General features: G+C 73.0%; 12 protein-coding genes. 6 read left to right on the top strand and 6 right to left on the bottom strand.

Annotated features, from left to right (window positions below):
- Window positions 1-89 precede the first annotated feature (89 nt).
- Window positions 90-1,388, top strand: coding sequence for an AI-2E family transporter (locus MRQ36_RS10515; protein ID WP_242794683.1), 1,299 nt, complete (start codon window positions 90-92; stop codon window positions 1,386-1,388).
- A 45-nt stretch (window positions 1,389-1,433) separates the two neighbouring features.
- Here the strand turns inward: MRQ36_RS10515 and MRQ36_RS10510 are convergent, their stop codons facing one another.
- The gene (locus tag MRQ36_RS10510; RefSeq protein WP_242794682.1) at window positions 1,434-3,575 is read right to left on the bottom strand and encodes an ATP-dependent DNA helicase; all 2,142 of its coding nucleotides are present in this window, start codon (window positions 3,573-3,575) and stop codon (window positions 1,434-1,436) included.
- 130 nt (window positions 3,576-3,705) lie between these two features.
- Between MRQ36_RS10510 and MRQ36_RS10505 the strand changes: the two genes are divergently transcribed.
- Entirely contained in the window at window positions 3,706-4,212 is a 507-nt protein-coding gene (locus tag MRQ36_RS10505) for a DUF402 domain-containing protein (protein ID WP_242794681.1), read from the top strand.
- On the opposite strand, the gene sigJ is transcribed toward MRQ36_RS10505, so the two are convergent.
- Complete coding sequence (gene sigJ / locus MRQ36_RS10500; RefSeq protein WP_308194796.1) at window positions 4,209-5,177, bottom strand: RNA polymerase sigma factor SigJ; 969 nt, start codon at window positions 5,175-5,177, stop codon at window positions 4,209-4,211. The two genes, MRQ36_RS10505 and sigJ, sit on opposite strands and share 4 nt — an antisense overlap.
- Before the next feature lie 124 nt (window positions 5,178-5,301).
- Between sigJ and MRQ36_RS10495 the strand changes: the two genes are divergently transcribed.
- From MRQ36_RS10495 to MRQ36_RS10485, 3 genes are all read left to right on the top strand, one after another.
- Window positions 5,302-6,300 (top strand): PPK2 family polyphosphate kinase, encoded by a 999-nt coding sequence (locus MRQ36_RS10495; protein ID WP_242794680.1) that lies wholly within the window; start codon window positions 5,302-5,304, stop codon window positions 6,298-6,300.
- A gap of 118 nt (window positions 6,301-6,418) precedes the next feature.
- Window positions 6,419-7,045, top strand: coding sequence for a DUF47 domain-containing protein (locus MRQ36_RS10490; RefSeq protein WP_242794679.1), 627 nt, complete (start codon window positions 6,419-6,421; stop codon window positions 7,043-7,045).
- Window positions 7,046-7,049: 4 nt separating this feature from the next.
- Entirely contained in the window at window positions 7,050-8,054 is a 1,005-nt protein-coding gene (locus MRQ36_RS10485) for an inorganic phosphate transporter (protein WP_242794678.1), read from the top strand.
- Window positions 8,055-8,096: 42 nt separating this feature from the next.
- On the opposite strand, the gene MRQ36_RS10480 is transcribed toward MRQ36_RS10485, so the two are convergent.
- Window positions 8,097-9,065, bottom strand: a complete 969-nt coding sequence (locus MRQ36_RS10480; RefSeq protein ID WP_242794677.1) for a Gfo/Idh/MocA family protein — start codon at window positions 9,063-9,065, stop codon at window positions 8,097-8,099.
- A 218-nt stretch (window positions 9,066-9,283) separates the two neighbouring features.
- On the opposite strand from MRQ36_RS10480, the gene MRQ36_RS10475 reads away from it, so the two are divergent.
- The gene (locus tag MRQ36_RS10475; protein ID WP_242794676.1) at window positions 9,284-10,111 is read left to right on the top strand and encodes an NUDIX domain-containing protein; all 828 of its coding nucleotides are present in this window, start codon (window positions 9,284-9,286) and stop codon (window positions 10,109-10,111) included.
- Window positions 10,112-10,278: 167 nt separating this feature from the next.
- Here the strand turns inward: MRQ36_RS10475 and pstB are convergent, their stop codons facing one another.
- Genes pstB through pstC form a run of 3 tightly spaced genes read right to left on the bottom strand, consistent with a single transcriptional unit; the run spans window position 10,279 to window position 13,255 of the window.
- Window positions 10,279-11,055: a phosphate ABC transporter ATP-binding protein PstB gene (gene pstB / locus MRQ36_RS10470; protein ID WP_242794675.1), complete on the bottom strand. Its 777-nt coding sequence runs from the start codon at window positions 11,053-11,055 to the stop codon at window positions 10,279-10,281.
- A gap of 20 nt (window positions 11,056-11,075) precedes the next feature.
- Entirely contained in the window at window positions 11,076-12,164 is a 1,089-nt protein-coding gene (pstA, locus tag MRQ36_RS10465; RefSeq protein WP_242794674.1) for a phosphate ABC transporter permease PstA, read from the bottom strand.
- Window positions 12,161-13,255: a phosphate ABC transporter permease subunit PstC gene (gene pstC / locus MRQ36_RS10460; RefSeq protein WP_242794673.1), complete on the bottom strand. Its 1,095-nt coding sequence runs from the start codon at window positions 13,253-13,255 to the stop codon at window positions 12,161-12,163. Before pstC ends, pstA begins: the two co-directional genes overlap by 4 nt.
- Window positions 13,256-13,262 lie beyond the last annotated feature (7 nt).

Genomic DNA, 13,262 nt, shown 5'->3' with positions numbered 1-13,262 from the left:
TGTGGCGGAACCGCCTTACGGTGAGGCGGTTCGACGTATCCTGGCCCCCCGTCGACGTGGGTGGGCCGGTTCTGTTGCAGGAGGTGCGCTTGAGCCGCTTCGAGCGGGTACGCGGACGGCTCCGCCGCGCGTACGAGTCCGGACGTGAGTCGGTGCGCGCGGGCCGCCGGGACGTCGACGACGCACCGGGGGAGGCGAGGGTGGCCTCGCCGGCCGTGCCGGGCCCGGTGGCACCGACCGCGGCGACCGTGGTGGGCGTGGAGCCGCCGGCCGCCCTGCACAACTCCACCTCCAGCCGGGACGACGCGGACGTGCCGCATGCGCTGCGGATCGCCGCGGCCTGGTCGTGGCGCCTGATCGTGATCGGCGTGGTGACGTGGGCGCTGCTCAAGATCGTGGGCACCATCAGCATCGTGATCATCCCGCTGGCGGTGGCGCTGCTGCTGTCGGCGCTGCTCGCCCCGGCGGTCGGCTGGCTGCTCAGGGCCCGCTTCCCCAGGTCGCTGGCGACCGGGGTGGTGCTGGTCGGTGGCCTGGCCGCGGTGATCGGCACGCTGACCCTGGTGGTGAACGAGTTCATCGCCGGGGTGCCGCAGTTGAGCGACAAGTCGTCGGAGGGGGTCCGGCAGATCCAGAACTGGCTCAAGACCGGCCCGCTGCACCTGTCGGACGGCCAGCTCAACCGCTACATCGACGAGGCGCAGGGCTGGATCAACGGCAACACCTCGAAGTTCACCAGCGGGGCGCTCTCCACCGCCGCCACCCTGGCCGAGGTGCTCACCGGCACCATCCTGGTGCTCTTCGCGACGTTCTTCTTCCTCCGCGACGGCAACAACATCTGGCGTTTCCTGGTCCGGCTGCTGCCGGTGGCGGCGCGCTGGAAGGTGGACGACGCGGGCCGGGCGTCCTGGTCGACGCTGGGCGCGTACGTCCGGGCGACCGTGCTGGTCGCGTTCATCGACGCGGTCGGCATCGGCATCTTCCTGGTCATCTTCGACATCCCGTTCGCCTTCCCGCTGGCCGCACTGGTCTTCCTGGGGGCGTTCATCCCGATCGTCGGCGCGGCCCTGTCCGGGGTGGTGGCGGTGCTGGTGGCGCTGGTCGACAGCGGCCCGGTGACCGCGTTGATCATCCTGGGCGTGGTGATCGGTGTGCAGCAGGTGGAGGGGCACCTGCTCCAGCCGCTGATCATGGGTCGGGCGGTGGCCATCCATCCGCTCGCCGTGATCATCGGCATCGCCGCCGGGGTGGTCCTCGCCGGGATCGCCGGTGCGCTGGTCGCGGTGCCGCTGATCGCGGTGCTCAACACCGCCGTACGTCGGCTGGCCGCCCGGACCGTGCCGGACACCCCGCCGGACGCGGTGGTGGTCGGCTCCCAGGTGCCCTGACCGCTCGCTCGTCCCGACGCCCGCGTCCGAACCCGGACGCGGGCGTCAGCTCTTGGCCAGCCGCTCCAGCGCGCCGCGCGCCACGTCCGCGCGGGTGGTGTACCAGAACGGCGGCAGCGACCGGCGCAGGAAGGGGCCGTAGCCCCGGGCGGTCTCCAGCCGGGAGTCGAGCACCGCGACCACGCCCCGGTCACCGGTGGCACGGATCAGCCGCCCCACGCCCTGGGCCAGCCGCACGGCGGCGATCGGCACGCTGACGGCCGCGAAGCCGGAGCCACCGCCCGCGTCGACCGCCGCGGCCCGCGCCGCCGCGAGCGGTTCGTCGGGGCGGGGGAACGGCAGCCGGTCGATCACCACGAGCTGGCAGGCGTCGCCCGGCACGTCCACCCCCTGCCAGAGCGACATCACCCCGAACAGGCAGCTCTCCCGCTCCTGGCGGAAGCGGCGGACCAGCAGCGGCAGCGCCTCCTCGCCCTGTAGCAGCACCGGCAGGTCGGTCCGCGCCCGGACCAGCTCCGCGGCCTGCTGCGCGGCCCGCCGCGAGGAGAAGAGCCCGAGGGTACGCCCACCGAGCGCCCCGACCAGCGCCAGCAACTCCTCGCCGGCCGCCTCGGGCAGCCCGGAGACGCTGGGCCGGGGCAGGTGTGCGGCGACGTAGAGGATGCCCTGCCGGGCGTAGTCGAACGGGGAGCCGACGTCGAGCGACCGCCAGCCCGGCCCGGACGTCGCCGGTACGGTGCCGGTGGCGGCATTGCTGCCGGGCGCGGTGGCCACCGGGGCGGTGGCGGCGTCGCCGCGCGTCGTGCTGGCCGCGAGGGCGGCGGCGGCCGGGGTCGGCGGGGTGGGAGGGGGCGCGTCCAGCCCCAGCGCCCGGGCCACCGTGTCGAACCGGCCGCCCAACGCGAGGGTGGCCGAGGTGGCCACCACGGTCCGCTCGTCGTAGAGGTGGGTGGCGAGGGTGCCGGCGACCGACAGCGGGGCGACCACCAGGGCGCGCCGGCTGCCGTTGTCGGGCTTCTCCACCCAGGCCACGTCGTGGTCGCCCTCTTCCAGGAGCCGCTGGGCGGTGGTGGAGAGCTCGTCGAGTGCCGCCTTGGCCTGCTGCTTGCGGACCGGGTCGGGGTCGTCGGCCTTGACGTCGCCGATCGCCTCCAGCGCGGCCCGGGTCGCCGCGTCGAGCAGCGTGCACGCCTCGCGCAGCGGGCCGGGCAGGCCGGCGGTGAGCCGCCCGGCCGGGGCCTCCGCCAGCCCGACCGCGAGGGCGTCACCGGCCTCGGTGAGCCGGTCGGCGACCTCCGGCCGCAGCAGCGGGCGGGCCCGGCGGGCGGACCGGTCGATCAGCTCGGGCACCAGCTCGGCCTGCGCGGCGGAGGAGACCCGGTCGGCCAGTTCGTGTGCCTCGTCGACGATGAGCAGCTTGTGCGGCGGCACGATGTGCCGGCCGGCGAGCATGTCGACGGCGAGCAGGCTGTGGTTGGTGACCACCACGTCGGCCTCCCGGGCGCGGGCCCGGGACGCCTCGGCGAAGCACTCGGCCCCGAACGGGCAGCGGGCCGCCCCGACGCACTCCCGGGCCGGCATCGACACCAGCCGCCAGGCCTGGTCGTCCACGCCCGGGTCCAGCTCGTCCCGGTCGCCGGTGTCGGTCTTCTCCGCCCAGTCGCGCAGCCGCTGGATCTGCTTGCCCATCCGGCCGGCCTCGCCGAGCCACTTCGTGCCACCGGCCGGCCGGGCGGGGGCGTCGAAGAGGGTGTCCTCCGGCTCGTCCTCGGTCGAGTTGTCCAGCCGGGCCAGGCAGAGGTAGTGGTGCCGCCCCTTGAGCACGGCGAAGGTGGGCCGCCGGCCGAGCACCGGCTCCACCGCGTCGGCGAGCCGGGGCAGGTCGTGCTCGACCAGCTGGGACTGCAACGCCAGGGTGGCCGTGGAGACCACCACCGGGCCGTCCACGGTGAGCGCCGGGGCGAGGTAGGCCAGCGACTTGCCGGTGCCGGTGCCGGCCTGGACCAGCAGGTGCTCGCGGTCGGCGATGCTCCGTCCGATCGCCTCGGCCATCTGCTGCTGGCCGGGGCGGGCGGCTCCGCCGGGCACCGCGCCGACCGCCGCGGCGAGCAGGTCGAGCCCGCTCGGCCGGTTGCCCCGACCCCTCTTGGGGACGGTGGAACCGGTGGCGGCGCGGGGCGGGGTCACCGTGCGACGGTACCCGGCACCGCCGACACCGGCCGCGCCGATCCGCCGCGTGGCGCGGGTCCGGTTGCCGGGTCGCGTCCGGTTACGGGCCGATCGCGGCGCGTGGGCGGAATCGGTTATGGTGCCAGTCATGCCGAGCGATGTGGTCCGCGTGGTCTACCGCAAGTACGACGGCAGCGCGCACCGCGACTACCCGGCCCGCCGGCTGGCCGAGGACGACCTCGGCGTCTGGCTCGGCGTGCCGGCCGGCACCGAGTCGGTCTACCACGGCCGGCCGTCGGTCGAGCAGATCCCCTTCGTCCTGCTGGTGCCGCACCACGCGTGGTGGACCGGCATGTTCAACCCGCCGCCCCGGACCAGCGAGGTCTACTGCGACATCGCCACCCCGGCCCGCTGGGAGGGGACGGACACCGTCCACCTGGTCGACCTCGACCTGGACGTGGTGCGCCGCCGGACGACGGGCCTGGTCGAGCTGCGCGACGAGGACGAGTTCGCCGAGCACCGGGAGCGCTTCGGCTACCCGGACGACCTGGTGGTCGAGGCGGAGGCGGCGGCCCGGTGGCTGCTCGACGCGCTCGGCGACGGCACCGAGCCGTTCGCCACGTCGTACCGGAAGTGGTTGGCCCTGGTGGTCTAGGCCGGCGGCGGCCAGCTGTCGTCCGGCCCGAACGCCGGCAGCCCGGTCAGCTTCGCCGGGTTGAGCTGGTGGAAGACGCCGGTGATCCGTCCGTCGTGCACCGCGTAGGCGCTCACCATGAGCACCCGGCGGCCGTCGGGACGCGCCAGGTCCAGCTGCCAGCCGAGGCCGCCGTCGACCAGCACCGGCCGGACCCGCAGCCGGGTGCCGGGCCGGAGCGCCTGGCCGTAGAGGCCGAGCAGGAAGCGGGCCACCGTGTCGGCGCCGACGATCGGCCGGCGACCCGCCGGGAGGACCCCGCCGCCGTCGCCGATCAGCACCACGTCCGGGGCGAGCACCCGGACCAGCCGGTCCAGCTCGCCGGACTCGACGGCGGCGGTGAACGCGGCGAGCACCCGCTGCTGCTCGGCCAGGTCGGCGGTGTGCCGGGGCACGTCCGGCGCGGTGACCGCGCGGCGGGCCCGGGAGGCGAGCTGCCGGGCCGCCTCGGTGGTGGTGCCGAGCACCTCGGCGACGGTGGCGAACGGCACCGCGAAGACGTCGTGCAGCACGAAGGCGACCCGCTGCTCGGGCGTGAGCCGTTCCAGGACCACCAGCAGGGCGGTGCCGAGCTGGTCGGCCCGGACAGCCCGTTCCGCCGGGTCGGGGGCGAAGCCGTCGGCCGTCGGCAGGTCCCGCACCACCGGCTCCGGCAGCCACTGGCCGGGGTACGTCTCGCGGCGTACCCGGGCGGACCGGAGCACGTCCAGGCAGATCCGCGAGCAGGTGGTGGTGAGCCAGCCGCGCAGCTGGCGCACCTGGGCGCGGGTGGCCGGGTCGGCGAGCGCGCCCGCGTACCGCAGCCAGGTCTCCTGCACGGCGTCCTCGGCCTCGCTGCGGCTGCCCAGCATCCGGTACGCGACCGCGGTCAGGTGCCCCCGCTCCGCCTCGAACTCGGCCGTGAACCCTGTCGCGAGCTCTTCCACCACGCTCTCCCTCCCCCGGGGCGCATTCTGCCCTCCCACCGGACGCGACAGCGCCCCGGAACGTGACACCGCCATCCGGCGTCCACGGGAGGCGAACGGCAGCGGGGTGGGTGAGGATCGAGACATGAGCGGAGTCGACGAGTCGGGCGTCGTGCGGCCGGAGGGCGGCGCGATGCGGGAGTTGCTGCGGGTGACGCCGGACGGCGGGCGGGTCGAGCTGGCCGGGATCGACCCGCGGTCCACGCCGGGGCTGCCGGGCGCGGCCGGCCACGGTAAGCAGCGCAAGGCGTGGGCCCGGGAGCAGGTCGAGCTGGTCGGCGCCGAGCTGGGCCGGCAGCAGGAGATGCTGTACGCCGCCGCGAAGGGCGCCGCCGGCCCGGAGGCCCCGACCGGCGCCCCGACGGCGGCCGACGCCCACCTCGACGGTGACCGGCCGCGCCGGCTGCTGCTGGTGCTCCAGGCGATGGACTGCGGCGGCAAGGACGGCACGATCCGGCGGGTGGCCGGCGCGATGAACCCACTCGGCCTGCACATCCGCTCGTTCGGCCCGCCGACGGAGGAGGAGTCGCGGCACGACTTCCTGTGGCGGATCCGGCGGGCCCTGCCGCCGCCCGGCTACGTCGGCGTCTTCAACCGCTCGCACTACGAGGACGTGCTGGTCGCCCGGGTCGAGTCGCTGGTCGACGAGGCCACCTGGCGGGCCCGCTACGACGAGATCAACGCCTTCGAGCGGGAGCTGGTCGAGGGCCAGGTCACGGTGGTGAAGGTGATGCTGCACATCTCGTACGCCGAGCAGGGCGAGCGGCTGATGGAACGGCTCACCGACCCGCACAAGTACTGGAAGTACAACCCGAGCGACCTGGATTCCCGGGCCCGCTGGGACGACTACCGGGCCGCGTACGCCGAGGCCCTGGGTCGGTGCGACACGGACGCCGCGCCCTGGTTCGTGGTCCCGGCGGACCGGAAGTGGTATCGGGACTGGGCGGTGGCCCACCTGCTGCGGGAGACGTTCGACGGGTTGGATCTCGGGTATCCGGCCGCCGGATTCGACGTGGAGCAGGAGCGCCGACGGTTGCGGGACGGATCGAGCGGGCAAGGTGAACGGCAGGTGAACGAGCGGTGAATGCGGCCTGACCAGGGGTGGGCCGGCGAATTCGCGGTTCCACCGGGTCCCTAGCATGCCCATCAGCGGGTGCCCTGGCGTCCGCGACCCTTCCACCCGACACGACGAGGTCCGTGCTGTGAAGTTTTCCTTCCGTCCCACCGAGGGCGCCTTCTACGAGCTCTTCACCAGGGCCGCGCAGAACCTGGTGCGGGGTACCGAGCTCCTCAACGAGCTGGGCCTGCCGGATGTCGACGTGCAGTCGGTCAGCGAGCGGCTCACCGAGGTCGAGCACGACAGCGACCAGATCACCCACGAGCTGTACAAGAAGATCAACTCTACCTTCATCACCCCGTTCGACCGGGAGGACATCTACCGTCTGGGCTCGCTGCTCGACGACGTGATGGACCACCTGGAGGCGGTCGGCAACCTGCTCTACCTGTACGGCCTCACCAAGCTCCCCGCGCTGCCGCGCGAGCTGCACGAGCTGGTGAACGTGCTGGACCAGCAGGCCAAGCTGACCGCCGAGGCGATGCCCCGGCTGAAGTCGATGAAGGACCTCGAGGACTACTGGATCGAGTGCAACCGGCTGGAGAACGACGGCGACCAGGCGTACCGGATGCTGCTGGTCCGCCTCTTCTCCGGCGAGTACGACGCGCTCACCGTGCTGAAGATGAAGGAGGTCGCCGACGAGCTGGAGGCCGCCTGCGACGCCTTCGAGCACGTGGCGAACACCGTCGAGACCATCACGGTCAAGGAGTCCTGATCCCGTGAGTCCCGAACTCATCGCCGTACTGGCGGTGATCGTGGCCGCCATGGCGTTCGACTACACGAACGGCTTCCATGACGCGGCGAACGCGATCGCCACCAGCATCTCCACCCGGGCGCTGACACCCCGGGTCGCCCTCGCGCTGGCGGCCGTCGGCAACTTCGTCGGCGCGCACTTCGGCGCCGGGGTGGCCAAGACCGTCGGCGACGGCCTGGTGACCCTGCCCCCGGGGGTGGTCAGCCTGGGGGTGGTCTTCGCCGGGGTGCTCGGTGCGATCGTCTGGAACCTGATCACCTGGTATTTCGGCCTGCCCTCGTCCTCCTCGCACGCCCTCTTCGGCGGCCTGGTGGGGGCGACCCTCTTCGCCGCCGACGGCGTGGTGCAGTGGGGCAACATCATCGAGAAGGTCATCATCCCGATGGTGCTCTCGCCGGTGGTGGGTCTGATCCTGGGCTTCCTGGTGATGCTGGCCATCCTCTGGCTGTTCCGGAAGGGGCAGCCGGGCAAGCTGAACCGGGGCTTCCGCTGGGCGCAGACCGCCTCGGCGGCGGCCATGTCGGTCGGCCACGGCATGCAGGACGCCGCGAAGACGATGGGCATCATCGTCCTGGCGCTCTACACCGGCGGCTACCAGTCCGACAAGACGCACATCCCGGGCTGGGTGTTCTGGACCTCGGCCACCATGCTGGCGCTGGGCACGTACTCCGGTGGGTGGCGGATCATCCGTACCCTCGGTCGCAAGATCATCGATCTGGGCCCGCCGGAGGGCTTCGCGGCTGAGACGGTGGCCAGCGCGGTGCTCTACTTCAACGCCCTGGTGCTGAAGGCGCCGATCTCCACCACCCACACGATCACCTCGGCGATCATGGGTGTGGGCGCGACCAAGCGGCTCTCCGCGGTGCGCTGGAACGTCGCCGGCAACATCGTGATCGCCTGGGTCATCACGTTCCCGGCGGCCGCGCTGATCGCCTGCCTCACCTACCTGGTCATCCGCCCGCTCTTCTGAGCCGACGCGAAGGGGCCCTCGTCGACGACGAGGGCCCCTTTCTCACGCGTAGTCCACGCCGATCCGGGCGCGGACGTCGTCGAGCAGCGCCATCACTTCCAGGGTGGCGGCGTGCGGGACCAGCGGGCTCTCGGTCAGCCCGGCGGCCAGGCAGCGCTGCACCTCGACCGCCTCGTGCTGGTAGCCCCCGCCGGTCAGGTCGGCGGGGATGGTCTCCGGCTCGGCGCCGAGCCGGTGCAGCACCGCCGAGCCCGGCCGGAAGAACGGCTCGGGCAGGTCGATCCGGCCGGTGGTGCCGGTGATCGCGGCGGTGATCGCGGTCGCGCCGACCATGCCGCAGCTCAGCGTGGCGACCGCGCCGGACTCCCAGCCGAGCACGATGCCGGTGTTCTCGTCCACGCCCTCCGGGCCGAGCTTCGCCCACGCCTGCATGTGCTGCGGCACGCCGAGCAGCAGGTGGGCCAGGCTGAGCGGATAGACCCCGAGGTCGAGCAGGGCGCCACCACCCAGCGTCCGGGCCCGCATCCGGTGCTCGGGCGGGAACGGCCCCGCCGCCCCGAAGTCCGCCCGTACGTGGGTCACCTCACCGATCGCCCCGTCGGCGATCAGCTCGACCACCCGCAGGATCATCGGGTTGGTCCGCATCCACATGGCCTCCATCAGGAAGACCCCGCGGGCCCGGGCGGTCTCCACCAGCTCCGTGGTGGTGGCCAGGTCCAGCGTGCAGGGCTTCTCCACCAGCACGGCCTTGCCACCGGCCAGGCAGGTCATGGCCGCCTCGTGGTGGGCGGCGTGCGGGGTGGCCACATAGATCACGTCCAGGTCCGGGTCCGCGGCCAGTTCCGCCCAGGAGGCGTACGCCCGGGACGCGCCGTGCCGGGCCGCGAAGAGTTCCGCGCTCTCCCGGGTACGCGAGCCGACGGCGACCAGCTCGGCGTCGGGGACCAGTTTCAGGTCCTCGGCGAAGCGGCCGGCGATGTGTCCGGTGGCCAGGATTCCCCAACGCGTCATGCCGGCACGCTATCCCGGGCCGCCCGACCACCGGGCGGAAGATCCACCCGTCGGGAAGCCCCCGCCCGGCCGGTGGCCCGGCGGCGGATGTCCGGCGGCCGGGCACCTGCCCCTGGTCCGGTTGGTCGGCCCCCGGCGGACCGGGGGCCGGCTCGGTGGGCAGGCGGGCGACGTCCCGCCGGTGCGCCGTCCCGGTCGGCGGGAACTAGGCTCGCGGGATGACGACCGACGGCTTCGCCGCACCCCCCGCCCTGGTGGAGCACTACCGCCGGTTCCGGGCCGAGGGCGGCACCCCGGCCACCGCGCGGGTCGCGGCCACGGTGCTGCTGCTCCGCCCGGCCGGCACCGACTTCCAGGTGTACGTCATCCGCCGGGTCGCCGCGATGAGCTTCGGCGGCATGTACGCCTTCCCCGGCGGCGGCGTGGACCGCTCCGACTCCCAGGCGCACCTGGACTGGGCCGGCCCGGAGCCGGCGACCTGGGGCGAGCGGCTCGGCCAGGCGCCGGACGCCGCCCAGGCGGTGGTCTGTGCCGCCGCGCGGGAGGTCTTCGAGGAGGCCGGTGTGCTGCTGGCCGGCCCGGACGCGGCGACCGTGGTGGGCGACGTCAGCGGGGACGACTGGGAGACCGCCCGGCAGGACCTGGAGGGGCGCCGGGTCGGCTTCGCCGACCTGCTGGCCGGGCGACAGCTCACCCTCCGCTCCGACCTGCTGCTGCCGTGGAGCCGCTGGATCACCCCGGAGTTCGAGCCGCGCCGCTTCGACACGTACTTCTTCCTGGCGTTGCTGCCGGAGGGGCAGCGGACCCGGGACGTCTCCGGCGAGGCCGACCACACGATGTGGATCCGTCCCGCGGACGCCCTGGCCCGGGCGGAGGCCGGGGAGCTGACGATGCTGCCGCCGACGATGGTCACCCTCGCCGAGGTGGCCGCCGCCGGCGACCTGGCCGGAGTGGTGGCCGCCTCGGCCACCCGCGACGCCGCCACCCCCATCACCCCGCACCTGGACCTCGCCGCCGACGGCACCGCCCGCTTCCACCTCCGCTGAGCCCGCACCGTCCCACCCCACCCCCGCCCCACCCCACCCCACCCCGCCCCCCGCCCCGCCCCGCTCGCGGGTGAGGCCCCTCGTTCACGGAAAGAGTGGCCATCCGGCACCGGATGGCCACTCTTTCCGTGAAATTGCGCCCAGGCGGGGCGGGGGGGTGAGGGGGGTCAGCCGAAGCGGCCGGTGATGTAGTCCTCGGTCTTCTTCATGGCGGGGTTGCTGAAGATCTTCTGGGTGTTGTCGTACTCGATGAGGCGGCCGGGGTCGCCGGTCTTCTCGATGGAGAAGAAGGCGGTACGGTCCGAGACGCGGGCGGCCTGCTGCATGTTGTGCGTGACGATGATGATGGTGAACTTGTCCTTGAGCTGGAACATCAGGTCCTCGATGGCCAGCGTGGAGATCGGGTCGAGTGCCGAGCAGGGCTCGTCCATCAGGACGACCTGCGGCTCGACCGCGATGGTCCGGGCGATGCAGAGCCGCTGCTGCTGACCGCCGGAGAGGCCGGCGCCGGGCTTGCCGAGGCGGTCCTTCACCTCGTCCCAGAGGTTCGCCGAGCGGAGCGCCTTCTCGGCCGCCTCCTCCAGGATCGACTTCTTCCGGACCCCGTTCAGCTTGAGGCCGGCCACCACGTTGTCGAAGATCGACATGGTGGGGAACGGGTTGGGGCGCTGGAAGACCATGCCGATGGTCCGGCGGACCGCGGTCACGTCCACGTCCCGGTCGTAGATGTCCTGGTCGTCGATGGTCAGGCTGCCCTCGACCCGGGCACCGGGCAGCACCTCGTGCATCCGGTTGATCGACCGCAGGAAGGTCGACTTGCCGCAGCCGGACGGGCCGATCAGGGCGGTGACCGTCTTCGGCTCGACCGTCAGGTTGATGTTCTCGATCGCCTTGAAGGCGCCGTAGTAGGCGGTGACGTTCGTGGCGGAGATGCGCTTGGCCATGGTGGTGGTACCTCCGGGGTTCATCGGCCGAGCCGGTTGCGGCGGGCCAGCAACTTCGCCGCGATGGTCAGGACGAGCACGAGGGCGACCAGGGTCAGCGCCGCGGTCCAGGCCCGTGCCGGCGAGTACTTGGAGGCGTCGCCGGCCTGCTGGTAGACGAAGAGGGCCAGCGACGACTGGTTGTTCTCGAACGGGTTGAAGTTGATCGCCGCGCCGCCGCCGGCCACGAGCAGCACCGGGGCCGTCTCGCCGGCGGCCCGCGCGATGGCGAGCATGACGCCGGTGACGATGCCCGGCAGCGCGGTCGGCAGGACCACCCGCAGGATGGTCTTCCACTTCGGCACGCCGAGGGCGTACGCACCCTCGCGCAGCGGCGGCGGGACGAGCCGCAGCATCTCCTCGGTGGAACGGACCACGGTCGGCAGCATCAGCACGCTCAGCGCGAGCGCGGCGGCGAAACCGGAGAAGCTCGGCCGCCCGTCGTTGAACGTCGGTGACACCACGAGCACCCAGAACGCCAGGACGAAGAGGCCGGAGACGATCGACGGGATGCCGGTCATCACGTCGACGAAGAACCGGATCGCGAAGGCGAACCGGCCGCGCCCGTACTCGACGACGTAGATGGCGCAGAGGATGCCGAGCGGGACCGTGATCAGGGCGGCGATGCCGACCTGCTCCAGGGTGCCGATGATGGCGTGGTAGGCGCCGCCGTTGGCGTCCCGGGCGCCGATGTTGTTCATCGAGGTGCCGAAGAAGTTGCCGTCCAGGCGTTCGGCGCCCTTGCTGACCAGGGTCCACACCACCGAGGCCAGCGGCAGCACGGCCAGCACGAAGGCCGAGTGGATCAGCGCGCTCCAGGTGCGGTCGCGCGCCGACCGGCGCCCCTCCACCGCGTTCGCGGCGACGAAGAGGCCGGCCAGGTAGAGCAGCGCGCCGATGACCACGACCAGGACCGGGCCACCGATGCCGGCGCCGTACACGATCCCGGCGGCGACCAGGAGGGCCGCCAGGGCGATGGCGGGCGCGGCGTACCTCGGCAGCCGCCTGGTACGCAGCGTGGCCGGCTGGGCCGGCGGTCGGGTGCGGTGGTTCGCGACGGTGGTGGTCATGCGGCCGACTCCGTGAACTCGCGGCGGCGATAGATGATCACGCGCGCCGTGATGTTGACGATCAGCGTGATGGTGAAGAGCACCAGGCCGGAGGCGATCAGGGCGCCCCGGCCGGTCTCGTTCGCCTCGCCGAACGCGTTGGCGATGTTCGCGGCGATGGTGTTGCCGCCGTTCTGGATCAGGTTGAACGAGATGCCGAAGGTGATGCCGAGGGTCATCGCCAGCGCGATGGTCTCGCCGAGGGCGCGGCCCAGGCCGAGCATGACCGCGGCGATGATGCCCGGCCGGCCGTACGGCAGCACCGCGGTGCGGAGCATCTCCCAGCGGGTGGCGCCCAGGGCGAGGGCGGCTTCCTCGTTGGCGGTCGGGGTCTGCAGGAACACCTCGCGGGAGAGCGAGGTGATGATCGGCAGCACCATGATGGCCAGCACCAGCGAGCCGAGCATGACCGACTTGCCGAACGGGCCGTCGCCACCGAAGATCGGCAGCCAGCCGAAGTACTCGTTCAGCCAGACGGAGAAGTCCCGTACCGGGTTGATGAAGACGTCCCGGCCCCAGAGGCCGAACACGACGCTGGGCACGGCGGCCAGCAGGTCGATCAGGAAGCCGAGGGCGGTGCCCAGCCGGCGGGGGGCGTAGTGCGACAGGTAGAGCGCGATGCCCAGCGCCACCGGCACCGCGATGAGCAGCGCCAGCGCGGAGCTGAGCACGGTGCCGAAGGCGAGCGTGCCGATGCCGAACTTCGGTTCGGTCTGGTTGGGCGACCAGCCCTCGTAGGTCCAGAAGTTCTCGGTGTCCGCGCGCAGCGCCGGCACGGCCTTGGCGATCAGGAAGACCGCGATCGCCGCGATGATGACCAGCACGGCGGTGCCGGCGGCCAGGGTGAGACCGCGGAACGCCCGTTCCGCGCCGAACGCCCGGGCCCGGGGCAGCGTCGCGCCGCCGCCGCCCAACCCGTTCCCGTCGGGGGTACGGGTGCTGACAGAGGTCTCGGCCACACGCGCCGAGGCACCGGCGGTCCACTCGTGACCTGAGGCCACGCGGGTCCCGCCGGTGCCGGCGTGCGCCGAGCCGGGAGGGGTTTCACCCATCTGCTCG

This window comes from Micromonospora sp. R77 (assembly GCF_022747945.1).
GTDB lineage: Bacteria > Actinomycetota > Actinomycetes > Mycobacteriales > Micromonosporaceae > Micromonospora.
This window is presented reverse-complemented; position numbering and strand designations above follow the sequence as displayed.

Excerpts from the sequence above, each read along its gene's own strand:
- MRQ36_RS10505 (WP_242794681.1), top strand. The coding sequence starts at position 3,706 with ATGCCGAGCGATGTGGTCCGCGTGGTCTACCGCAAGTACGACGGCAGC.
- pstC (WP_242794673.1), bottom strand. The coding sequence starts at position 13,255 with ATGGGTGAAACCCCTCCCGGCTCGGCGCACGCCGGCACCGGCGGGACC.
- MRQ36_RS10495 (WP_242794680.1), top strand. The coding sequence starts at position 5,302 with ATGAGCGGAGTCGACGAGTCGGGCGTCGTGCGGCCGGAGGGCGGCGCG.
- pstA (WP_242794674.1), bottom strand. The coding sequence starts at position 12,164 with ATGACCACCACCGTCGCGAACCACCGCACCCGACCGCCGGCCCAGCCG.
- MRQ36_RS10480 (WP_242794677.1), bottom strand. The coding sequence starts at position 9,065 with ATGACGCGTTGGGGAATCCTGGCCACCGGACACATCGCCGGCCGCTTC.
- pstB (WP_242794675.1), bottom strand. The coding sequence starts at position 11,055 with ATGGCCAAGCGCATCTCCGCCACGAACGTCACCGCCTACTACGGCGCC.
- MRQ36_RS10475 (WP_242794676.1), top strand. The coding sequence starts at position 9,284 with ATGACGACCGACGGCTTCGCCGCACCCCCCGCCCTGGTGGAGCACTAC.